The organism is Shewanella sp. NIFS-20-20, from assembly GCF_019209865.1.
Taxonomy (GTDB): domain Bacteria; phylum Pseudomonadota; class Gammaproteobacteria; order Enterobacterales; family Shewanellaceae; genus Shewanella.
In genome coordinates this window covers 1-22847 of record NZ_JAHUTT010000015.1, presented here as the reverse complement: position 1 = coordinate 22847, position 22847 = coordinate 1, and the positions used below count along the sequence as shown (strand labels likewise).

17 protein-coding genes, 1 tRNA gene, 2 rRNA genes and 1 pseudogene are annotated in these 22847 nt (G+C 48.4%); 8 read left to right on the top strand and 13 right to left on the bottom strand.

Translation table 11 applies throughout. From position 1 onward, the window contains the following. Positions 1–61: 61 nt before the first annotated feature. The 4 genes from KU855_RS06905 to KU855_RS06890 form a co-directional block, all read right to left on the bottom strand. Entirely contained in the window at positions 62–547 is a 486-nt protein-coding gene (locus tag KU855_RS06905) for a DUF3015 family protein (protein WP_218529573.1), read from the bottom strand. A 231-nt stretch (positions 548–778) separates the two neighbouring features. Then, positions 779–1852, bottom strand: coding sequence for an aminoglycoside phosphotransferase family protein (locus KU855_RS06900; protein ID WP_218529572.1), 1074 nt, complete (start codon positions 1850–1852; stop codon positions 779–781). Then, positions 1845–2705, bottom strand: coding sequence for an NTP transferase domain-containing protein (locus KU855_RS06895; protein ID WP_218529571.1), 861 nt, complete (start codon positions 2703–2705; stop codon positions 1845–1847). Before KU855_RS06895 ends, KU855_RS06900 begins: the two co-directional genes overlap by 8 nt. Before the next feature lie 54 nt (positions 2706–2759). After that, positions 2760–3908 (bottom strand): hypothetical protein, encoded by a 1149-nt coding sequence (locus KU855_RS06890; RefSeq protein ID WP_218529570.1) that lies wholly within the window; start codon positions 3906–3908, stop codon positions 2760–2762. A gap of 217 nt (positions 3909–4125) precedes the next feature. On the opposite strand from KU855_RS06890, the gene gmk reads away from it, so the two are divergent. From gmk to KU855_RS06870, 4 genes are all read left to right on the top strand, one after another. Further along, positions 4126–4749, top strand: a complete 624-nt coding sequence (gene gmk / locus KU855_RS06885; RefSeq protein ID WP_218529569.1) for a guanylate kinase — start codon at positions 4126–4128, stop codon at positions 4747–4749. A gap of 60 nt (positions 4750–4809) precedes the next feature. Further along, positions 4810–5088 carry a DNA-directed RNA polymerase subunit omega gene (rpoZ, locus tag KU855_RS06880; RefSeq protein WP_218529568.1) on the top strand — a complete coding sequence of 93 codons (279 nt, stop codon included), beginning with the start codon at positions 4810–4812 and terminating at the stop codon, positions 5086–5088. Between the two features lie 35 nt (positions 5089–5123). Further along, a complete protein-coding gene (spoT, locus tag KU855_RS06875) occupies positions 5124–7226 on the top strand; it encodes a bifunctional GTP diphosphokinase/guanosine-3',5'-bis pyrophosphate 3'-pyrophosphohydrolase (protein WP_218529567.1) in 2103 nt (700 codons plus the stop codon). Between the two features lie 247 nt (positions 7227–7473). Next, on the top strand, positions 7474–9144 hold the full coding sequence (locus KU855_RS06870; RefSeq protein WP_218529566.1) for an AMP-binding protein: 1671 nt from the start codon (positions 7474–7476) through the stop codon (positions 9142–9144). 65 nt (positions 9145–9209) lie between these two features. Here KU855_RS06870 and argH read toward each other — a convergent pair whose 3' ends face one another. The 5 genes from argH to argC form a co-directional block, all read right to left on the bottom strand. Continuing rightward, the gene (gene argH / locus KU855_RS06865) at positions 9210–10577 is read right to left on the bottom strand and encodes an argininosuccinate lyase (protein WP_218529565.1); all 1368 of its coding nucleotides are present in this window, start codon (positions 10575–10577) and stop codon (positions 9210–9212) included. Between the two features lie 74 nt (positions 10578–10651). Beyond that, the gene (locus tag KU855_RS06860; protein ID WP_218529564.1) at positions 10652–11869 is read right to left on the bottom strand and encodes an argininosuccinate synthase; all 1218 of its coding nucleotides are present in this window, start codon (positions 11867–11869) and stop codon (positions 10652–10654) included. Positions 11870–11910: 41 nt separating this feature from the next. After that, positions 11911–12819 carry an ornithine carbamoyltransferase gene (locus KU855_RS06855; protein ID WP_218529563.1) on the bottom strand — a complete coding sequence of 303 codons (909 nt, stop codon included), beginning with the start codon at positions 12817–12819 and terminating at the stop codon, positions 11911–11913. 19 nt (positions 12820–12838) lie between these two features. Continuing rightward, positions 12839–13624, bottom strand: coding sequence for an acetylglutamate kinase (gene argB, locus KU855_RS06850; protein ID WP_218529562.1), 786 nt, complete (start codon positions 13622–13624; stop codon positions 12839–12841). A 15-nt stretch (positions 13625–13639) separates the two neighbouring features. Continuing rightward, a complete protein-coding gene (gene argC, locus KU855_RS06845) occupies positions 13640–14626 on the bottom strand; it encodes an N-acetyl-gamma-glutamyl-phosphate reductase (protein ID WP_218529561.1) in 987 nt (328 codons plus the stop codon). A gap of 258 nt (positions 14627–14884) precedes the next feature. Between argC and argE the strand changes: the two genes are divergently transcribed. The 3 genes from argE to KU855_RS06830 all read left to right on the top strand — a co-directional run bounded on the left by argE (position 14885) and on the right by KU855_RS06830 (position 19359). After that, the gene (gene argE, locus KU855_RS06840; protein WP_218529560.1) at positions 14885–16057 is read left to right on the top strand and encodes an acetylornithine deacetylase; all 1173 of its coding nucleotides are present in this window, start codon (positions 14885–14887) and stop codon (positions 16055–16057) included. 123 nt (positions 16058–16180) lie between these two features. Next, positions 16181–18814 (top strand): phosphoenolpyruvate carboxylase, encoded by a 2634-nt coding sequence (ppc, locus tag KU855_RS06835; protein ID WP_218529559.1) that lies wholly within the window; start codon positions 16181–16183, stop codon positions 18812–18814. Beyond that, positions 18811–19359 (top strand): DUF1439 domain-containing protein, encoded by a 549-nt coding sequence (locus KU855_RS06830; RefSeq protein ID WP_218529558.1) that lies wholly within the window; start codon positions 18811–18813, stop codon positions 19357–19359. The genes ppc and KU855_RS06830 overlap by 4 nt, the downstream gene beginning before the upstream one ends. Before the next feature lie 50 nt (positions 19360–19409). Here the strand turns inward: KU855_RS06830 and KU855_RS06825 are convergent, their stop codons facing one another. Continuing rightward, a complete protein-coding gene (locus KU855_RS06825; protein ID WP_218529557.1) occupies positions 19410–20681 on the bottom strand; it encodes a CinA family nicotinamide mononucleotide deamidase-related protein in 1272 nt (423 codons plus the stop codon). Positions 20682–20930: 249 nt separating this feature from the next. Here KU855_RS06825 and KU855_RS06820 point away from each other — a divergent pair. Continuing rightward, positions 20931–21971: pseudogene (locus tag KU855_RS06820) on the top strand (IS110 family transposase). 415 nt (positions 21972–22386) lie between these two features. On the opposite strand, the gene KU855_RS06815 reads toward KU855_RS06820, so the two are convergent. The 3 genes from KU855_RS06815 to KU855_RS06805 form a co-directional block, all read right to left on the bottom strand. Then, positions 22387–22463, bottom strand: a tRNA-Asp gene (locus tag KU855_RS06815). A gap of 78 nt (positions 22464–22541) precedes the next feature. Beyond that, a 5S ribosomal RNA gene (gene rrf / locus KU855_RS06810) occupies positions 22542–22657 on the bottom strand. Between the two features lie 97 nt (positions 22658–22754). Further along, positions 22755–22847 (bottom strand): 23S ribosomal RNA (locus tag KU855_RS06805); the annotation flags it as partial.

Here is a 22847-nt window from a genome sequence, read left to right as displayed (position 1 = left end):
AAAACATTCCCTAAAAAAAAGTCAGCCATCACTGACTGACTTTTCCACCACAAAATCACCCTTATGATAAGGTGTATGCTGATAATTCGCTGTTAGCCACGACTTGATTAAGGTTGGCCATCACGGCTTGAGAGTTAACCTCATCACCACTAAAAATAACGGCAAAGTTTTGCTTAACCACTAAGTTAAAGCTCGCTTTGTCGGCGTCGCTAATGCCCCAAACTTCGGTCAGGGTCGACAGGGTTTCACCATTGCCACGGGCAATGTCGCGAGCCAAATTATCCATGTTACCATCGATAAACATAGTCAACTTAGCGCGAGAGGTAATGGTTCCCTCAGATTGACAACCTAAGGTACCAAAGGTGATACCGAATGTTTGGTTACCAAAAGTGGCGTTAGTGGTCGCACCTAAAACTTTAGGAGCCACGCCTGATTTACCTTCAAACAGGACAGTACCCAGACCACAACCGATATCTTGGTCGGCTAATACTTGTGAAGCGGGCAACATGGCAAGCAATAAACTTGCAACAGATAATGCTTTTTTCATCATTCATTCCTTAATTATTCGATATTCACAATCCGCTGCGCCTATCTAGCTTATTACTTACCGTAAGAAGCGCGCAGAATTCGGGGATGGCAAAAAACATCACCGAATTAACTAGTGTAATCGCTTAGCCGCCGACTGGCTGAGATATTGTTAACATCCTTATCATTTAACACGGATAATAATCAGGCCAATATGGGTTAGATCAATCGCTTACCTAGACATGAATTGAATTCAGTCTTGTCCTAGCAAGGCCTTAAATTCGGTCTCTTGGGCTAATAAACTCTGGTACAGGCTAAATTGGTTCACCGCACGCGCCAAATTATGATTGGGACGATGCACATGGAAATACTTATCACCATTAAGATGATCGGTTAAAAACCGCACCCCAATCATGAGCGGCATGATCCGTGCCCCTAACCATAAGCTTTGACGCTCATCGCTCGTTAACACTGGCGCCAACGCCTCGGTGTAACCTTCGCAGATAGCTGCAAAAATATCGGCGCGAGCCGCGACCTTGTCCAGCGCGGTCGAATCTTCGGCTTCTGGCGAACAAAAGGTGCGCACCATATCGCCAAAGTCATACATCAAGTGCCCTTTCATGCAAGTATCTAAATCGATAATCGCCATGGCCGACTTGGTGCGGCTATCAAAAAGCATGTTGTTGATTTTCGTGTCGTTATGACAGATACGTAACGGGAGCTTAGGCTCTAGCTCATCCAGCTCACTAATCAATGCCGTTTGGCTTAAGGCAAAATCTACCCAAGCCTGACATTCAGCGAGCCGATGTTCACTATCGGCGCTAGCTGCTGTTTGTAGCTGTTGTAAACGCCCGGGGAAATAGTGGAACTTAGGAATCACATCAATGATGTGATTGGCATCAAGCCCACTCAATCCAAACGCAAAATCACCAAAGGCGCGTGCCGCTTGGCGCGCTTGTTCAGCATTTTCGACTACCTCAACACTCGCACTATGGCGCAAATAGCTAATCGCCCGCCAGTAGCCACGTTCACCTAAATCGATAGCCGCTTGCTGGTCGGCCGTTACCACAGGCTCAACCACTTGCAGTGGATAGTCACCGGCATTAGCTTGCGCCAGCAAATGTTCACTGATCTTAGCAGCATTACCAACCAATGCCTCGGCATTGGGGAATACCTGAGTATTGAGGCGCTGCAATACCATTTCGCCTTGTGGCCAACGCACCAAGAAGGTGTCGTTAATGTGGCCATTACCTAACGGCGAGATTTTTGCCGCGGCCTCATCAATGGCAAAGTGTGGCAACACGTGTCGCCCAATAAAATTAATCACCCCAATACTCCATTAAACTGGTACGAACGCGATGCGCATCCTGCGGGTAGGTAACGCCCAGCCATTTATCTGTGGTTGGCCATACCCGCAATACTTGGCCATTATCTATGGCGGTTTGCACCACGTCAGGTAAATAGCATTCGGCAGTCAACGACTGGCCATGATGCTTAATAAATTCGGTTAACGCGTGAGTTAAGCAGGGGAAAATTGCTGGCGTAAATCCCCAGAATGTCATTGATACCGGCACATCATTAGCAAGCGCAAGCGTTTGCCCTTGATAATCACCGACTAACCCTGTCGCCGTGGCTTCGATGTTAACCCACTCTTGAACGCGCTCAAGGGTGCCATGGCTGACTTGGCAAATGCCTCGATTCACCCCGCCATGCTCAGACAAGGTATGATCCAATTGATAGGCTACCATGTGCCAATCACTCGTGGCATTGGCTAAGGCTGTTGCCATCACGCTAAAGGCCAATTGGCCATAAAAATCATCCGCGGTGACCACTGCCATCGGCCCGGTGACCACATGCCTAGCCGCAAATAACGCTTGAGCTGTGCCCCAAGGCTTGACGCGATCGCCTCCAGCATCGGCCAGCGGCATATCATCAAGATCTTGATAGACAAAAACAATCTCCATGCTGGCTTCGATGGGTGCCAACATGCGGGCGACAGCGGTTTCAATTTCGGGGCGAATAACCAGCACGGCGCGAGTGAATCCAGCCTGTTGCGCGCTCATCATTGAGAGCAGTAACAAGGACTCCCCCTGTGGCCCTAATGCCGCTAATTGCTTATCACCACCAAAACGACTGCCAAGACCGGCCGCCAACACCACCAAGGTTAAGCTTGTTGACATGACTACACCCTAAAAAAAGAAAGGCGTAAGTGTACGCTATCGGTTGATTTAGGGCTACTTCAACGCTCGAGCAAACTCAGGCGAGCTCTCGAGCACCGCTTGGGTTCCTTTCAACGCAAATTGATATCCACACACACTCAATTGACCACGATAAGCAACATCTTCAATAATTTGGTCGCTATCTAATGGTGAAAAGCGCGCTTGGGTGAGACTATTGGCCTCCACTGTGACCACCAGCGGCCGATATTGATTGCCATTATTAAATACCAATTGGCTACAACGTTTATCCCCTTGCGCCGTGGTTAATGACCATAATTCGCCTACGTGCTTGGTCTCTCCAAACCACTGCAATAGCAATTGGCCTTGATCTAGCTGCAAGTAAAAACCGTCGGGCAAAGCAACTCGAGCACTGGTGTCGACCTTAGGGGCTATCGGCTGCGCGGGCTGGCGTTGGCTATCCTTGGGCGACATGGCCAACCAATAGCCACCAGCAGCCAGTACCACCACACCGGCACTAATCCCTAATATCCATGGCGTTAACGTGGGCAGGCGTGGCTGTAAATAATGAGTTATTGGCTCCAACACCGGCGCCAGTAAGGCACTTAACGAGCCCTGACGTCGCATTTCTCGGCGATAATGCTGCGCCTGCTCAGGCTCAACATCCACCGCCTCTGGCACTGTCATTACCAAAGGGTCATCTGGCATGGGGTCGTCATAAGCCTGGGGATCTTGAGACTCAACAGCGCCACTGGCCACACCAACCACCGGCTCTACTCGAGCCGCACGGGGGCGGGGGGTATTGTCTACACTGGGCATTTGCTCGCTCCAAAAGCCCCAATGGTAATGCACATCTGCCATGGCATCGGCCGGCGCCAACCTTGCCAAAATTAAGCTTAATGGCAGCGCCAGCACCCCGGTTAATAACCAGGCCAGCCACTCAACGTCTGTGACTAAGGTGATAAACACCACTAAAAATGGCAGCAATATAAAGACGATGGCACGACTGCGCAGCCCAGCATCGTGGCCACGGCGCAACGCTGATAATTGCAATGCCGTCGCTAAGGGCACGGCGATTAGCGCTAACCATGCGGCACTGACGTACATGCCAAATCCCAGCAATAACAAATAACACAGTGCACTAATGCTGCTAAAACGATAACGGTTGTCACACCCTCGGGTGCTAAAAAGAGTTTGCAAAAACACTGGAACCCCTGCCTTTAAATCATTACGCCAGTTGGCAAGCTTCAAGAGTAACCAATTGCACCGATGCTGTCAGCGTTAACCGCAATACTCGACCCAACTTTCGTCAGGTGACTTGAGAGGTCATTCGCGGGTATAATTAACGGCTACCCCATTTTTGACTCGTTGATTGAGGCATAACGGCCGGCAACGAGCCTGATTTAAGCATCGGAATTGAGCTATGAGCGCGCGTGGCAACTTATTTATCGTTTCGGCACCCAGTGGTGCAGGCAAATCATCATTGATTTCAGCATTGCTGAAAGACAATCCTGCGGATATGCAAGTGTCGGTGTCGCATACGACACGTCAACCACGTCCGGGCGAAGTTAATGGCCAGCACTATCATTTCGTTGCTGTCGAAGAGTTTACTCAGTTGATTGAACAAGCCGCATTCTTTGAGTGGGCGCAAGTGTTTGGTAACTATTACGGCACTTCAAGAACTGTGATTGAACACACCTTAGCGCAAGGCATCGATGTGTTTTTAGATATCGATTGGCAAGGGGCGCAACAAGTCAAAAAGTTAATGCCTGAAGCTATCGGTATTTTCATCTTGCCACCGTCGCGCTCTGAGTTAGAACGTCGCTTAACTGGCCGCGGCCAAGACAGCGCCGAAGTGATTGCCAGCCGTATGCAGCAGGCAGTCTCAGAAATGTCCCACTATAATGAATATGACTTCGTGATAGTAAATGATGATTTTGACATTGCTATCAATGATTTAATATCTATTATCGCCAGTCAGCGTTTGACGCTAGCTAGCCAGACCCTAAGGCATAGTGGTATGCTTGACGATCTGTTGGCACAATAGCTGCCTTAGTGTACAATTTTCCGTCGTTTTTCCTTATCGAGATTACTGGAGTTCCAATACATGGCTCGCGTTACTGTAGAAGATGCCGTTCAACAAATCGGCAACCGTTTTGACATGATCCTGGTTGCGGCACGCCGTGCTCGCCAAATTTCTGTCCAGGGCAAAGACCCTATGGTAGAAGAGCAAAATGATAAACCAACCGTTATCGCCCTGCGTGAAATCGAATTAGGTTTAGTCAATGCTCAAACATTGGAAGCCGATGAGCGCCAAACGGTGCGTGAGCGTGAAGCTGCTGAATTAGCCGCAGTTGCTGCCATTGCTGAAGGTCGTTCCCTGTAAGACCCAATGTCTTAGTTGCGTAGGAGTGTCGCCACTTGTATCTGTTTGAAGGTCTCAAGGAGTCTGCTTCCGCCTATTTACAGGCTGAGCAGGTAGAATTACTCAAGCAGGCCTATCAAGTGGCTCGCGATGCCCATGAAGGGCAAATGCGCAGCAGTGGTGAGCCCTATATTACTCACCCTGTGGCTGTCGCCCGCATCTTGGCGGATATGCGTCTCGATCATGAGACGCTAATGGCCGCCCTACTACACGACACCATCGAAGACACTTATGTCACTCACCAAGATTTGGCAGAGCTATTCGGTACCAGTGTGGCTGAGTTGGTCGAAGGTGTCTCGAAACTTGATAAGCTCCAATTTCGCGACAAGAAAGAAGCCCAAGCCGAAAACTTTCGCAAAATGGTGATGGCCATGACCCAAGATATTCGGGTTATCCTCATCAAGCTCGCCGATCGCACCCACAATATGCGAACCTTGGGCTCACTTCGCCCTGATAAACGGCGCCGCATCGCTCGTGAAACCTTAGAAATTTATGCCCCTATTGCCAATCGCTTAGGTATTCACAATATCAAGTCTGAGCTTGAAGATTTAGGCTTCCAAGCTTACTACCCCATGCGTTATCGGGTACTCAAAGAAGTGGTTAAAGCCGCCCGCGGTAACCGCAAAGAGCTGATCCATAATATTGAAGTCGCCATTCGCGAACGCCTGCAAGATGCTAAGATCCCAAGCAGTGTCAAAGGTCGTGAAAAAAACCTCTATTCCATCTACAACAAGATGCGCAATAAAGAACTGCAATTTCAAGAAGTCATGGATATTTATGCCTTCCGTATTTTAGTGGACAATATTGACACTTGTTATCGCGTCATGGGTGCCATGCACGGCTTGTACAAACCCAGACCCGGTCGGTTTAAAGACTATATTGCCATCCCAAAAGCCAATGGTTATCAATCATTGCATACGTCATTATTTGGCCCTCATGGTGTCCCGGTAGAGATCCAAATCCGTACCGAAGACATGGATCAGATGGCCGATAAAGGGGTTGCTGCCCATTGGATGTATAAAAATGGCAGTGAATCCAATCAAGGCACCACCACCCAAATGCGAGCACGCAAGTGGATGCAGTCTTTGCTCGAACTACAGCAAAGTGCGTCGACTTCGTTTGAATTTGTTGAGAACGTCAAAACTGAACTCTTTCCGGTGGAAATCTATGTATTTACCCCCGAAGGTAGGATCCTTGAATTGCCTGTAGGCGCCACTCCAGTGGATTTTGCCTACGAAGTTCATACGGATGTCGGTAATGCCTGTGTCGGTGCCAAGGTTAATCGTCAAGCTTACCCATTAAGCCAACCGTTAATTTCTGGCCAAACGGTCGAGATCATTACCGCAAAAGGGGCTCGCCCCAATGCCGCATGGCTCAATTTTGTCGTTACCGGTAAAGCTCGTGCACGGATTCGTCAGGTGCTTAAAAACCTAAAACAAGATGATGCCGTGTCACTTGGACGCCGCTTGTTAAATCATGCGTTAGGCGTTAATAAACTGGATAATTTCCCGCAAGAAACCATCGACAAAGTGGTTAAACAAACCAAGCATGCCAACCTAAAAGGATTGCTGGCCGATATTGGGCTAGGTAATGCCATGAGCATAGTGGTCGCGCAGCGCTTACTGGGCGATATTATCCACTCAAATCCAAGCACACCTGGAGTCATGCCTATCCGCGGTGCCGAAGGCATGTTGGTCACCTTTGCTAATTGTTGCCGCCCGATCCCAGGCGATCCTGTGATTGCTCATGTCAGCCCAGGAAAAGGTCTGGTGGTGCACATGGAAAACTGCGCTAACATTCGCGGTTACCAAGGCGAGCCCAATAAGTACTTGTCGGTACAATGGGACACTGTCGAAGGGGCTGAGTTTCAAGCAAACCTCAAAATTGAAATTATTAATCATCAAGGGGCATTGGCTAAAATCACCTCGATTATTGCCGCCGAAGGCTCCAACATTCATAATCTCAGCACCGAAGAGCGTGATGGCCGAGTTTATTTGATTAATTTACGTATTTCAGTGCGAGATCGTGTCCATTTGGCCAATGTCATGCGCCGGATTCGAGTACTTCCCGAGGTCGTTCGTACCTCACGCAATAAATAACTGCGATGTGTTTGGCTGGCAGTTACTCACTGCTAGCCTTGCTACGTTAGAGTCTGCCCTTCTCATCATTGCCCCTTACGCCGCCTCACTTGTATATACCTATTTATCAATCCTCGTCATCACGGTCAATTAAGCCCTAATTAAGCTTGCACAATAAAACAGCAAACTATTTGCGCCGGATCACAAAAATCGCCATACTGAAACCAAATCAGACTGACAAAAACTACAACAGAACAGGGATTTGCGGATGGAAAATGCATATAAATCTCCAGTGGATATGATGTACCACTGGGCAAAAATCCAGGGAAACGATGTCTATCTAAAGCAACCTGTCGGCGGCCAAATAAATACTTTCACATGGCAAGAGGTGAAGCAGCAAGTTGAGCAATTGGCCGGGGCATTACGTCATCTAGGATTGCAACCTGGCGATAAGGTGGCCATTTTATCGAAGAACTGCGCCGAATGGTTTATTACTGATCTTGCCTTAATGCATGGCGGTTACATTAGCGTTCCCATCTACCCTACCGCCAATAGCGACACAATTCGCTACGTACTGGAGCACAGTGGTGCCAAGGCAATTCTTATTGGCAAACTCGATTTCTGGCAGCAGCAAGAAGAGGGGGTAGGCGGTGATATTTTACGCTTAGCCCTCCCTTATGACACCATGAAGGCTCAATACCACTGGCAACAATTACTCGGTATGGGTCAGCCCTTAACTGAGGCTCCTCGCCCAGAGGCGTCGCAAGTCATGACCATCATTTATACTTCGGGCTCCACCGGCAAACCTAAAGGGGCCATTCAAACCTTTGCCAGTTATGCCTGGACTTGCCAAGCCGTGGTCCGCGACTTAAAAACCGACGGCAGCGATCGACTGATCTCCTATTTACCCTTGGCTCATATTACTGAGCGCGTGGCGATTCAAGGTTCGTCTTTTTACTCTGGCAGTAATGTGTCCTTTGTCGAAAGCTTGGATTCATTTGTGGCGGATGTAAAACGTGCTCAGCCGACGGTATTTTTCTCGGTGCCCAGACTATGGAGCCTGTTCCAGAAGAATATTCTTGAGCAAGCTGGCGGTTATAAGAGGTTATCTTTACTCCTTAAAATCCCTCTGCTTAATCGCTTGGTGAAACGTAAAATTCAAAAAGGCTTAGGCCTTGAACATTGTCGGTTATTAGGATCTGGCTCAGCGCCTATTCCACCAGCACTCATCCTATGGTATCACTCCATTGGCATGAATATCTGCGAAGCCTGGGGCATGACAGAAAACTGTGCTTATTCAATTATTAACTATCCATTTGATGTCACTAAAATTGGCACCGTGGGTAAACCCGTGATTGGTTGCGATGTCCGCCAAAGTGATCAAGGTGAGCTACTGATTAAATCTCCGGGCTTGATGTCAGGTTATTACTTGCAGCCAGAAGTAACCGCCAAGTCTTTTGATGCTGACGGTTTCTTCCATACCGGCGATCTGTGCAGCATCGATGATGATGGTTGCATTAGCATTACCGGGCGGGTGAAAGATAATTTTAAGACCTCTAAAGGCAAATACGTTGCCCCCGTGATGATTGAGCGCAGTCTGGCGCAAAACCCATTGATTGAGCTAATTTGTGTGATCGGCTCAGGCTTACCCCACCCGATTGCCTTAGTCCAGCTGTCTGAATATGCGCAACATGAAAACAAGGAGCAAGTGCGAAGCTCGCTCAAGCAAACGCTAGACACCATCAATCCAACCCTAGAGTCCCATGAAACTATCGATGCGATTGTGATCGTCAATGAACCATGGACTATCGACAACGATGTGCTGACCCCAACCTTAAAAATTAAGCGCCATGTCCTAGAGCAACGCTATAGCGCCATGGTGGATGGCACTCGTGGTGGTAAGGTTTGCTGGCAAGAGGAGCTGGCTTCTCAGGCTTAATCACACCATCATTTTGAGATAAAAAAGCACGCTATTGGTAGCGTGCTTTTTTCATCAAGATAGCCTTACTTTGGCCGCTTCGCTGCCAACGCAAATTGCACCTGCTTAATCGCAGTTCCACCGAGTACATCACGTTTAGCAAGACAAGCTTCTATGGTTAAATGTTGATACACATCTTGGCTAATGACGCTAGCAAAGCCTTGAAATTGCTCCACACTTAACTCCTCGATGGCTTGATTGTTGCCAATGGCATACACCACGACTTCCCCGACCACATGATGGGCTTCGCGAAATGGCATGCCCTTAGCGACTAAATAGTCAGCCAGTTCGGTCGCATTGGCATAACCCTGCTGAGCGGCCTTGTAAGCGTTATCGCGATTGACCTTAAGCCCACTCAATGCCAGCGCCGCCATATCAAGACATATGGCCCAGGAATCAACCAAATCAAACAAGCCTTCTTTATCTTCTTGCATGTCTTTGTTGTAAGCCAAAGGTAGCGCCTTCATGGTAGTGAGTATCGCCATTAAACTGCCGTAGACACGCCCCGTCTTACCACGAATTAACTCTAATGCATCGGGGTTCTTTTTCTGCGGCATCAACGATGAACCCGAGGTGACTTGATCACTTAACGAAATAAAGTTGGCCTCTCCCGAATTAAAAAAGATCAGATCTTCGGCCATTCGGCTCAAGTGCATCATGCTGATAGATGAGGCACTGGCTATCTCGATCACATGATCGCGATCAGACACGCTATCTAAGCTGTTGAGTGTTGGGCTATCAAAGTTAAGGGCGGCGGCCAACGCATGGCGATCTATTTGATATGCCGTGCCAGCCAAAGCCCCAGCTCCCAGCGGACAGGTATTGGCCCGCGTTAAGGCATCTTGCAGGCGGCCAATATCGCGCTCAAACATCTCAACATAAGCTAACGCCCAATGACCAAACGTCACCGGCTGCGCCCGCTGTAAGTGAGTGTATCCTGGCATCACCGCATCAAGCTCGCGCTCGGCGAGCGCCAACAGAGCTTGGATGAGCTGCTGCAGACGAACAATCAATGCCGAGCCCTCACTCTGGCACCATAACTTAAGGTCGGTGGCCACTTGATCGTTTCGGCTACGGCCTGTGTGTAGCTTTTTACCTAAATCTCCTACCTTAGCAATTAAGGCGGATTCAACAAAACTGTGAATATCCTCGGCGCCACTGGCGACAATGATTTCAGGTTGATGCTGCACGTCAGCTAATAGTTGCTGTAAGGCCTGTTTCAGCTCAGCGCATTCATCGCGACTGATAATACCCACACTCGCAATCGCATCAGCCCATGCCATGGAGCCTTGGATATCTTGTTCAAACAATCGATAATCCACCGGCAGTGAGTCATTAAACAGTTTAAATAATGCGCTTGGTTCACCCTGAAATCTTCCGCCCCATAAAGCCATGTAACTACCCTCTTTGCCACCAAAATACCTTATTAATTGGCCGCGAGCGCTCTCGCGGCAGTCTCACCTGTCGCCTAGTTAGACGAATTTAACGCCCGAATGCGACTCGCTAATGAATACAAGCGGATAAATCCTTCCGCGTGTTTTTGGTCATACACCTCATCCTCACCAAAGGTGGCAAACACTTCAGAATAGAGACTATTTGGCGAGCGCTTCTGCACCGCGGTGGCCTGGCCTTTATACAGCTTAATGACCACCTCACCATTGACCAGTTCGGCTAACGCTTCTGACGCCGCCAGCAAAGATTTACATAGCGGGGTAAACCAGCGGCCGTCATACACTAGATGCGCCATTTGTCCTGCCACTTGTTCACGCCAAGTCCGACTGGTTTTATCCAGCACCAACTCCTCAATCGCCCGCAGCGCGGCAAACATGACCGTGCCCCCAGGGGTTTCGTAACAGCCGCGAGACTTCATGCCCACCAGCCGATTCTCGGTGATATCGATGCGGCCAACGCCATGGGCGGCAGCCATTTCATTGAGTGTCATCAGCGCTTGGTAAGGGGACATCGCCTCACCATTGACTGCCGTCACGCGGCAATTCTCGACGTTAAGCGTGACATAATCGGGGGTGTTAGGCGCATCTTCTGGGTCAACCGTCATGGTCCATACGCCTTTACTCGGCTGATTCCACGGGTCCTCTAACTCCCCCCCCTCATGAGAAATATGCCAAGCATTGGCATCACGGCTGTAGATTTTAGTCGCCGATGCCGAAGTGGGAATATGACGGGCAGCCAAATACGCTAATAGATCTTCCCGGCTGCGCATCTCCCATTCACGCCAAGGTGCAATTACCGTCAGATCTGGGGCTAATGCCGCAAAACATCCTTCAAACCTAACCTGATCATTGCCCTTACCCGTGCAGCCATGACACAAGGCATCCGCCCCGACTTTTCTAGCCACCTCGACTTGGGCTTTGGCGATAATCGGGCGAGCCATCGATGTACCTAACAAGTAAGTCCCTTCGTAAATGGCGCCGGTGGCGATGGTGGGATAGATATAGTCTTTGACCAGCTCTTCTTTTAAATCAACGATATGACACTCAGATGCCCCAGAAGCCAATGCCTTCTCGGTTAACCCCTGTAACTCGGCATCCCCCTGCCCCACATCCGCACAAAAGGCGACGATTTCACAGTTGTCGTAGGTTTCTTTTAACCACGGTATAATGGCCGAGGTATCCAATCCGCCGGAATAGGCTAAAACGACTTTTTTTACTTTGTGTTGAACAGACATATCATCATCCTTTGAAGCAAATCGATTGAACTAAATTCTAATTATTGAGCCAATAAGGTCACTAACAGCGCATTTTGAGCATGCATACGGTTTTCTGCCTGGTGCAGTACCAAGGACTGTGGTCCATCTAAAATTTCATCGGTGACTTCAACACCACGATGAGCAGGTAAGCAATGCATGAAATACTGGGCATCGGCCAGCGACATCAATGCTTTATTGACTTGATATGAACCAAACTTAGCCTCGATATTTGCCAGTGGAGTGTCATCACCCATCGAGATCCAGGTATCGGTATAAATGACCTGGCTACCCACCAAGGCATTTACATCAGATGATAATATCAACTCCCCGCCATATTGCGCTGCTAACGCTTGGGCTTTGAGCACAACTTGGCCGTCGGGGAAGTGGCCAGGAGGGCATATCACCCGCAACTTGGCCCCTAAAATCGCCGCACCAATCATTAATGAATGAGTGACATTATTGCCATCACCCACATAAGCAATAGTGGCTTGGCTCAGATCGCCAAGCTGTTCAGTCAGGGTCAATAGATCCGCCAAACCTTGGCACGGGTGGTAGAGATCAGACAAGGCGTTAATCACCGGCACCTTGCTATTTTCTGCAAGTTCTTCAATGGTTTGGTGGCTAAATGTTCTCGCCACTATCGCATCGGCCCAACAACTGAGGTTGCTGGCAAAGTCCGCCACCGACTCCCGTTGACCGAGTTGACCATTTTGTTGATCGAGGTACAAACAGTGTCCGCCTAATTTATTAATACCGATATCAAAGCTCACACGAGTACGCAGCGATGGCTTTTCAAACAACATCACAATACTCTTGCCTGCCAACGCCTGTCGATAAGCGCGGGGATCAGATTTGATGGTTTGAGCCAATGCTAATAAGTGCACCAATTGGGCTTGAGTCAGATCTTGTAAACTTAATAAATGCTGCATCCTACTATCCTCGATTGTTCTACGGCTGTATTTGAGTACCAACTTGCTCGCCTTTAACCAAGGCTGACATTTGCTGAGCATCACGCCAGCTGGCCACTTGTACTGGTTGACCTAACATTTGAGCGACTTCAAGGGCCGCCTCGACCTTGACCTTCATGCCTGACTCAATCACGCCTAACTTCACTAAGTTTTCTATGGAGGCTTGATCTAAACGTGAGATCAATTGCCCTTTACCATCTAATACGCCCGACACATCAGACAAGAGCACCAATTGACCTTTGAGCATAGAGGTCACGGCGCTAGCCGCTTGATCTGCATTCACATTGAGCAATTGCCCCTTGGGGCTGATGGCAATCGAGCTAATCACAGGTAACCAGCCTTGAGATAAGACAAATTCAATCAAGGCAGGATCACCCGCCGCCACTTTACCCACGGCGCCAAGCGACTCATCTTTGACTTCAGCGACTAACAAGCCGCCATCGGCCAAGCCTAAGCCCACGCTATGAATACCGGCTTTCATCGCTGCAGCCTGCAATAATTTATTCGCGGTACCCGCCAAGGCACCGGCAATAATTGGCATCTGTTCATCAGGTGTGATCCGCAATCCATCTCGCTTTTGCGTTTTCATCCCATTGGCTTGTAGTTGTTGCTCTACCACACAACCGCCACCATGAACGATGACGACTGATTTACCGGCGGCAATCAGACCACGGGCCGTGGTCATCAAACGGGTGACTCCCATTTCACATTCCAATAACGCGCCACCGACTTTTAAGATCAATACATTGGAGACTTGCTTATCCATAACAACTCCTAGCGCCTAGACATTTAAATTGAAGTGAATTTTTATGCACTCAAGCCCTTGGCTCGCGGCACCCTTCATTAAGTTATCGATGGCGCTGGTCACCACCAGGTAATGACTGTGCTCATCATACTGCCAACCCAGATGACAACGGGGGCTATGGACCACCTCATCCAATTTGGGGAAGATGCCATGCTGGACTAATACATTGGGGTTAGCTTGATAACACTGATAAGCCGACTCAACATCAGCCAAGGACACGCCAGGCTTAAGTTCTGCGGTAATCGTAGCCAAGATCCCGCGCTTAAAATTACCCAAATGGGGAGTGAAAATGACCTGATGACCCAGCTGAGTCACTATCTCTGGTTGATGACGGTGGTTTAATACCCCATAGGCACTTAAGCTCACCTCAACAAAACTGGTGTTCATTTGCGCTTTACGGCCAGCCCCCGTGACTCCGCTCACCGCATTGATCACCGGTCGGGTATTGGTTAATAAATCGGCCACCGGCTTCAGCGCTAATAATGATGCGGTCGGATAACAACCGGGCACAGCTATCAGGCGACTATGCTTTATTTGTGATTGGTGCCAATCAGTTAAGCCGTAAGCAGCCTCGGATATTAATTGGGGATACTCGTGCTCAAAGCCATACCATTTAGGGTACATGCTCTTATCACTAAAACGGTAGGCGCCACTTAAATCAAATACCGCTAGCCCCTGTTGATAAAACCAGGCAGCTAACTCCATACTGACATGGTGGTCGAGAGCTAACACGACCGCATCGGCATGGGTTCCGATATCTTGCTTAGCCTCATCAGTCAGCCCTTGCAATGGATAGCTTAACTGCGGCCAAGCGGGGTATAAATTAGCTAACAACTTACCGGCATCGGCACTGGCGGCAGAAACATATAACCCGTAAACCGAAATTCCTGATTCTTTATCAATTAATTCAGTAATTTGTGCGCCGGTGTAACCACTGGCACCAATAATGGCAATTTTTTTCATTTGTAGGGTCTGTCAGTTAATGAATTAATGTACAAAATGGGGCGCAACTTACACCCGTGGCAAGCTAGCAACAATCACCGGCTTATCGTCGCGAGGGGGAGTAGATGTTGAATATAAATGGACGCCAATCAATGCGGGGCATTAATAAGTAAATCACCATCGTATCCTTATATGATTAAATTATTGGAACTGATTGACAGATTAACATGCATAATTAATTATGCAACAATATTGAATACTTATTTTTAGAGGTTAACCATGGGATTACCGGATCTTAAAGCCTGCTTTAGCCAGTTGATTAAAGCCAATTCAATTAGTGCGATAACCGAGACCGGCGATCACTCCAACCTTGAAGTCATCGAATTATTGCAATCATGGCTCACCGACCTTGGTTTTCATTGCCAAACTCAGGCCGTCAAAGACAGTCGTGGTAAATACAATCTGCTGGCGACCTTATTACCCAGTAATGGCGTAACTCAGGGCGGGCTGCTGCTAGCGGGTCACTCAGATACCGTGCCCATTGATGAAGGACATTGGCATCAAGATCCTTTCCAATTAACTGAACGCGATAATCGCTGGTATGGTCTTGGCAGTTGCGATATGAAAGGTTTTTTTGCCATCTGCATTGCCGCCTTACAAGAATTACCGCTTAAGCAACTCACCAAACCCTTGTACATTTTTGCCAGTGCCGATGAAGAAACCACCATGAATGGAGCGAAAGCCTTTGTTGAGCAATTCGCTAACCAGCGGCATTTTACGCCTGAGTTTGCGATCATCGGTGAGCCAACTGGAATGGCGCCGGTTTATATGCATAAAGGTCACTTAGCCAAGGGCATCCGCATCACGGGTCGCAGTGGTCACTCATCGGATCCTAGTAAAGGCCTCAATGCCATCGAGATCATGCATGACGTCATTACTCAACTGACCAAGCTCAAGCAAGCCTTGATTAATCAATATCAGCAAACCTCTTTTAGTGTGCCTTACCCCACCCTCAATTTAGGCCATATTCATGGTGGCGATGCCGCCAACCGGATTTGTGGCTGTTGCGAACTGCATATTGATTTACGCCCTATCCCCGGGATCCCGTTAGAAGAATTAGAAATACTAATCCGCCAGTATCTCAGCCCTATTCAGCAAAACTATCCCGGAGCTGTCGATATTTTCAACTTATACCCAGGCAATGAAGCCTTTGGCGGAAAACTCGATGCGCCATGGACACAAACCGCAGCGCGCCTCTGTCAGCAAGCCCCTCAAGTCGTCAATTACGCCACCGAAGCCCCTTACATTAGCCTGTTAGGTTGCCAGACCTTAGTGCTGGGTCCTGGCAGTATTGAGCAGGCGCATCAGCCCAATGAATTTATTGACACGTCTGTATTACCCCAAGCGCAATCTGTATTTAAGGAGTTGATTTATAACTGCTGCCTTAACTAAGACATTGACACAATATTTACTGTACAGTTGAATTGAAGTGGCTATAGTCATTCATTACCAAACTGGCCAAATGACCCTTAGGGATTTTAGGTTAGATTTTTTGAGTTAACTTTGGGAGCAACCATGGCAGACATGTATGCCTCGCTGAAATCAAATGTCAGCATGCTGGGGCAAATCCTCGGAGATACCATGGCTCAGCACTTGGGCGATGGTTTTGTAGAAAAAGTAGAGCAAATCCGACAACTAGCGAAAGATTCTCGCAAAGGCAACGCTGACGCACGAGAGCAAATGCTATTACTCTTGACCGATCTTCCTGACGAAGAGCTAGTGCCGTTTGCCAAAGCATTTAATCAATTTCTTAATCTTGCCAATATTGCTGAGCAATTTCATACCATCAGCAGAAACTGTGATGAGCTAGTCTGTGTACCCGACCCGGTCGATCAATTGCTCGCGCGCATGTTGAATGGTCGTATTGATCAAGGCCAAATGCTCCAATGCCTGCAAACCTTAGATATCGATCTGGTATTAACGGCCCATCCGACCGAAATATCACGTCGAACCATGATCCAAAAATATGCCAGCATCATCGATTGCCTCACCGAACTCGAAAACAACCAACTGAGTGAACGTGAGCAACAAAACCTGACCCTGCGTCTGCGCCAACTCATTGCCCAAATTTGGCACACCAATGAAATCCGCCACGAAAGACCCACACCGGTCGATGAAGCGCGCTGGGGGTTAGCCACCATTGAGACCTCGCTGTGGCAGGCCGTCCCCGACTTCTTAAGACAACTCAATGATCAAGTTAACGAGCGAACAGGCCAGCGACTCGCCAGCGATTTTGCCCCAGTTAAATTTTCCAGCTGGATGGGTGGCGATAGAGACGGTAATCCGTTTGTCACGGCCAAGGTCACAGCTGAAGTATTAGACAGAAACCGTCATGCCGCGGCGCGCCTGCATCTAAAAGATGTCGTCGCCTTAATTGGCGAGCTGTCCATGGAAGAAGCGAACGACCAATTAAGCGAGCATACCGGTGGTAGCAAAGAACCCTACCGTGATGTTTTACGCCAATTGCGCCAAAAACTAAGAAATACCATTGATTACCTCAATGCCCGCATCGAAGGGCACACCAGCGATATTCACACCCGCGAGATAATTGAACACGTTGACGATTTACGCCAACCATTACAAATGCTTTATCAAAGCCTGTGCGATTGTAAAATGAGCCTGATAGCCAATGGCTTGTTGTTAGACATGCTGCGACGACTTGCCTGTTTTGGAATCCACATGCTGAGGCTTGATATTCGTCAAGATGCCCAGCGCCATAGCGACGTACTGGCGGAGCTGACTCGTTACCTTGGCATGGGAGATTACAGCCATTGGGACGAAAACGAAAAACAAGCCTTCTTACTGAAAGAGTTATCAAATCGTCGTCCGCTGATCCCCAGTCATTGGCAGCCATCGGCGGATGTAGAAGAAGTCCTGAATACTTGCCGGTTGATCGCTAAGCAGTCTCACCACACGCTGGGGTCTTATGTTATTTCAATGGCCAGCTTACCCTCCGACGTATTGACTGTATTGTTGCTACTCAAAGAGACCGGTTGCCAACATCCAATGCGAGTGGTGCCATTATTTGAAACGCTGGATGATTTGAATAACGCCGCGGTGTGTATTGATAGCCTATTAGCGATTGATTGGTATCGTGGATACACCAAAGGCATGCAAGAGGTGATGATTGGTTACTCTGATTCAGCAAAAGATGCTGGGGTCATGGCCGCCGCGTGGGCACAATATCAAGCCCAAGAGCAACTCGTTAAAGTATGCCAACAGCACAGTGTTAATCTGACCTTATTCCACGGCCGTGGCGGCACCATAGGTCGCGGGGGCGGACCCGCTCATCAGGCGATCTTGTCTCAGCCGCCAGGATCGGTCGATGGCCGCATCCGAGTCACTGAGCAGGGGGAGATGATCCGCTTTAAATTTGGATTACCCAAACTGGCGGTACAATCTTTGGCGCTATATACCTCAGCCGTGATGGAAGCCACCCTGCTACCGCCGCCAGAGCCCAAAGAAAGCTGGCGCCAAACCATGGAGAAAATCGCAGCAGACTCGGTCCAGGCCTATCGCCAAATTGTCCGAGAAGAACCCGATTTTGTTGCATACTTCCGCGCAGCAACGCCAGAAGTTGAGTTAGGACAACTGCCATTAGGCAGCCGCCCCGCTAAACGCCGAACCGATGGCGGCATTGAAAGTTTACGGGCCATCCCATGGATATTTGCATGGTCGCAAAACCGCTTAATGCTCCCTGCTTGGCTCGGTGCCGGAGAGGCCTTGCAGCAAGCTTGTGAACGAGGAGATATGCCATTACTGATAGAAATGGAGCAAAAATGGCCATTTTTTAACACCCGAATTTCCATGCTTGAAATGGTGTATGCCAAAGCTGAACCAAACTTAGCTCGTTATTACGAGATCTGTTTAGTGAAGTCTGACTTACATCACCTCGGCACCACCTTGCGTCAACGCCTGCAATTGGGCATCGATGCCGTGCTCTCGCTAACCGGTGAAACAGAATTAATGGCACATACCCCATGGAGCCGAGAATCAGTCAAGCTGCGCAATCCTTATATCGATCCACTCAACTTCTTGCAAACTGAGTTGCTAGCACGTACCCGCAAGGGCAATACCAGTGATAGCGCGCAATTGGCGTTAATGCTCACTATTGCTGGAGTAGCTGCTGGCATGAGGAACACCGGATGACATTAAAGCGATTGCTCGCTGGAGTGGGGTTAATATGCACCAGCTTATTGACGGGTTGCGCCAGCCAATACAGCATAAGCCAAAATGAACTAACTGATTACCTAAACAAAGAAATGACTTATGAAGTCAAACAAGGTAATCAGTTTATCGGTACCCTTATTAAGCTAAATCGAGTGCAAGTGCTACTGGGTGAAACTCCAGATACCATGAAGGTCATCACCGCCAGCCAAGTGGAAATCACCAATCCACTGCTGCCCTTGCGCGCGACACTAAATGCCAGCTTTGAAGCTGTGCCTTGGTATGACAATCAAAGTCATAGCATCTATTTACGGAATTTACGCTTAGTAGATGTTAGCTCTACCCCGCAGGACATTGACAAGATTGTTAAGGATATCGGACCTCAAATTATGGGGTTTGTCAGTGGCTTTCTTGAAACCCAGCCAGTCTATGTGCTCAACCAAGATGACAGCCATCAAGCGTGGGCCGCAAAGTTAGTCGATAAGATGGAAGTTAAACCTGGAAAACTGGTATTTGTATTCAAATAACCCACTACCAATACTAAGGATGAGTGCTACTGCCCTCATCCTTAGTCACTTTAGGCTAATCGATTGATACTTTGATAATCGACAATCACGTCCTTACGAAGTAAGGCGCGACGCAACATATCATAAGCCACGGCACAGGCCATTTGCCTAACCAAATCGCGAGAACGGGCAGGAAATTTAACTAATTGTTGATAACAACAATCACCATGGGCTAATGCAATCGCTACCGTGCCCACCGGTTTTTGCTCGCTCCCCCCCCCAGGCCCAGCAATACCACTGGTTGCTAAAGCAAAGTCACTGTCCAACAAGGCCCTCGCTCCCATTGCCATCGCTGCAACAGTTTCGAGAGAAACCGCCCCATAACCATCCAAGATCTGAGGACTGACTCCGAGTATCTTAACCTTTGACTCGTTGCTATAAGTCACCAGACTATGGTGTAGATAAGCCGAGCTTCCCGCAAATGCCACTAATTGGCTAGCTAATAAGCCTCCGGTACATGATTCAGCTAAGGCCAGCGTTTTTCCCTGATCAAGCAAACGTTGATGTACTTCTGCAGCTAAGGTCGGTACCGACTCGGCCACAATAGCCTCTCCAAGTAACTGTTTGACACTAAAAATAACGGTCTCAAGCGCATCAATAGCCGCCTGTCCACGGGCAAAAATTTTAATCTCAATATGGGGCATTGAAGAGCGGTAGCCAATACTGACCCCCGCAGGTAATGGCATAGGTTCGAGTACATCAGCTAGGCTCGATTCACCACGCCCTAGGGTCAATAACTTGCACACCTTTGATGGCTCAATGCTATCAAACTCTGAGGTGATAAATGGCAAAAACTCATCAGTCACCATTTGCTTAAATTCGAATGGTACCCCTGGCGTGAAGAAAAGCCAGGCTCGATTGAGCTTGACCCTAAAGCCACATGCCGTGCCCACGGGGTTATCGACCATCACAGCTGAAGCCGGCAACATCGCCTGCTTTAAATTGCTCGTTGGCATAAGGTATCCCCGTTGACTAAACCATGCCTCGATACGTTCGCGCCACAGCGAATTCTCCACCAACGGTTCGCCTTTGGCTTGCGCCATTGCCAAAGAAGATAAATCATCGCTGGTTGGCCCCAAGCCGCCATTTACCAAAATCACATCTGCATGATGACTGCGCTCAATAAAAGTCTGCACCAAATCCTCAAGACGATCACCAATCGTGACCCGTTGCTGCAGCTCGACCCCATGATCCATCATCACATTGGCAAACCAAGCAGCATTTGTATCGACTATTTGTCCCGATAGCACCTCTTCACCAGTGCAGATCATTTCTAATTTCATTGCTAAATCCCTCGCTCATGATGGAGATAACTTAAGTTACCCCCACACCTTAAGCAAGGAAATAGGTGATTTATCAACAGATGGCAATGTCATTGAATCGCCAGTTTAACGGCAAGCAAACACTACAAGTGAGAGGCAAGGTAAGCTTGGCGGCAGCCAAATGCTACAAGCGAGAGGCAAGGATAATGGAATGGACCCATCCACTTTTAATCGGCCTCACAATGGGCCACGATGTAGTCGCTAAAACTCATCAGAAAGAGGACGGGTCCACTTAGGAAGATTACTACAATTGGTTTAGATATCGCAAAGTCTGTTTTTCATGCTGTTGGTGTCGATAAAGCAGGCAAGTTAATCAAAAAGAAAATGCTTAGACGCAAGGACTTGCTTCCCTTTCTTGCTCAAATTGAGCCGTGTCTGATTGTGATGGAAGCCTGTGGTGGAGCAAATTACTGGGCCAGAGAATTTGAGCTGTTGGGCCATAACGTCAAGCTCATCGCACCTCAATTTGTGGAGCCTTTTCGGCAAGGTAATAAAAATGACTACAACGATGCGCTAGCCATCGCTGAAGCTGCGCAGCGACCCAACATGCGGTTTGTAAAACCCAAAGGCGTCGCGCAACAAGATGTACAACTGCTTCACCGTATGCGTGAGCGTTTAAACAAACAATCAACCGCCTTAATCAATCAAGTCAGAGGGATGTTAGCGGAATACGGCATTGTGATGACCAAAAGTAAATCGGCTTATAAAGTACAGTTCCCAGATATTTTAGCGGATGAAACCAATGCGCTGACTACCAAAGGTCGGGCCATTTTTTATCAGTTATATGAAGAGTTTAGTGATATAGAAAAACGGCTTAAGGGTTGTGACGCCCAAGTACTCACTGAAATTAAGAACAATGTGATTTGCCAGCGTTTAGAAACTATCCCAGCTATTGGTCCAGTCACCGCTACCGCCTTTTATGCCGCCGCAGGTGATGGTAAAGATTTCACTAATGGCAGGCACTTTTCAGCTTGGTGTGGCTTAGTTCCCAAGCAACACAGCAGTGGAGGTATAGATAACCTCCTTGGGATAAGCAAGCGGGGAAATGCGTATTTACGCACCCTGTTCATCCACGGCGCCAGAGCCGTGTTGTAACACAGCCAGAATAAGCAAGATAAGTTTAGTTGCTGGGCAATCCAGTTAGCAGAACGCCGCGGTTTTAACCGAGCCTGTATAGCCGTCGCCAATAAACTCGCCAGAATGGCATGGGTTATCGCGGCGCATGACGAAGAATATCGACTTCCAGTATAGTGCTGAATAGATTCAATAAACGTTAATAATTAACCAACTAGCAAGTTGCTAAGACACTTGAATTGATGATGAGACAGTCAGACTGATCTACTGAAAACCTTAGCTCGGTATAGGCTCATAATGAAGCCGCAAGGATGATAAGGACAGTAGAAGCAGATATCCATCAGGGCCAGAGGCATACCTCAATAACAGGCCGAATATATGGGTGCAATGAACTCTTCTCAAAATCGCTATCGAATGTCTTGCAAACCGGATGGGTCCATATATGCCGAACTGGCATTTATATAGGGATATATTTTACCGAACTGGGCTGTTAAGCAGGGATGCTGTTGGACGGGACGGCCGCTACATTTAAACACATTAAATCACAGACACGAAAAAGCCCTAACATTGCTGTTAGGGCTCATCATAATGTTGGCGGAGCGGACGGGACTCGAACCCGCGACCCCCGGCGTGACAGGCCGGTATTCTAACCAACTGAACTACCGCTCCTTTAGACCGAAGTCTAAATTCTTTTATCGTCGCTAGCGTGTCATGGCTAGGAGACGTGCTCTTTCGAGCTAAATAGGCGCCTGGAAATGACCTACTCTCGCATGGGGAAGCCCCACACTACCATCGGCGCGACTGCGTTTCACTTCTGAGTTCGGAATGGGATCAGGTGGGGCCACAGTGCTATGGTCTCCAGACAAATTTGGTAATTTAGAAAGCTGTATTGAGTACTCAATCTTTAATCAAGTATTTATCGATTCTTTAGGCATAGCCAGCAAAACCCATCTGGGTTGTATGGTTAAGCCTCTCGGGTCATTAGTACAAGTTAGCTCAACGCCTCACAACGCTTACACACCTTGCCTATCAACGTCCTAGTCTCGGACGGCC

Bases quoted from the DNA above. Each gene is read 5' to 3' on its own strand.
- KU855_RS06905 (WP_218529573.1), bottom strand. From the start codon at position 547: ATGAAAAAAGCATTATCTGTTGCAAGTTTATTGCTTGCCATGTTGCCC.
- KU855_RS06895 (WP_218529571.1), bottom strand. From the start codon at position 2,705: ATGTCAACAAGCTTAACCTTGGTGGTGTTGGCGGCCGGTCTTGGCAGT.
- gmk (WP_218529569.1), top strand. From the start codon at position 4,126: ATGAGCGCGCGTGGCAACTTATTTATCGTTTCGGCACCCAGTGGTGCA.
- rpoZ (WP_218529568.1), top strand. From the start codon at position 4,810: ATGGCTCGCGTTACTGTAGAAGATGCCGTTCAACAAATCGGCAACCGT.
- KU855_RS06870 (WP_218529566.1), top strand. From the start codon at position 7,474: ATGGAAAATGCATATAAATCTCCAGTGGATATGATGTACCACTGGGCA.
- argH (WP_218529565.1), bottom strand. From the start codon at position 10,577: ATGGCTTTATGGGGCGGAAGATTTCAGGGTGAACCAAGCGCATTATTT.
- KU855_RS06860 (WP_218529564.1), bottom strand. From the start codon at position 11,869: ATGTCTGTTCAACACAAAGTAAAAAAAGTCGTTTTAGCCTATTCCGGC.
- KU855_RS06855 (WP_218529563.1), bottom strand. From the start codon at position 12,819: ATGCAGCATTTATTAAGTTTACAAGATCTGACTCAAGCCCAATTGGTG.
- argB (WP_218529562.1), bottom strand. From the start codon at position 13,624: ATGGATAAGCAAGTCTCCAATGTATTGATCTTAAAAGTCGGTGGCGCG.
- argC (WP_218529561.1), bottom strand. From the start codon at position 14,626: ATGAAAAAAATTGCCATTATTGGTGCCAGTGGTTACACCGGCGCACAA.
- argE (WP_218529560.1), top strand. From the start codon at position 14,885: ATGGGATTACCGGATCTTAAAGCCTGCTTTAGCCAGTTGATTAAAGCC.
- ppc (WP_218529559.1), top strand. From the start codon at position 16,181: ATGGCAGACATGTATGCCTCGCTGAAATCAAATGTCAGCATGCTGGGG.
- KU855_RS06830 (WP_218529558.1), top strand. From the start codon at position 18,811: ATGACATTAAAGCGATTGCTCGCTGGAGTGGGGTTAATATGCACCAGC.
- KU855_RS06825 (WP_218529557.1), bottom strand. From the start codon at position 20,681: ATGAAATTAGAAATGATCTGCACTGGTGAAGAGGTGCTATCGGGACAA.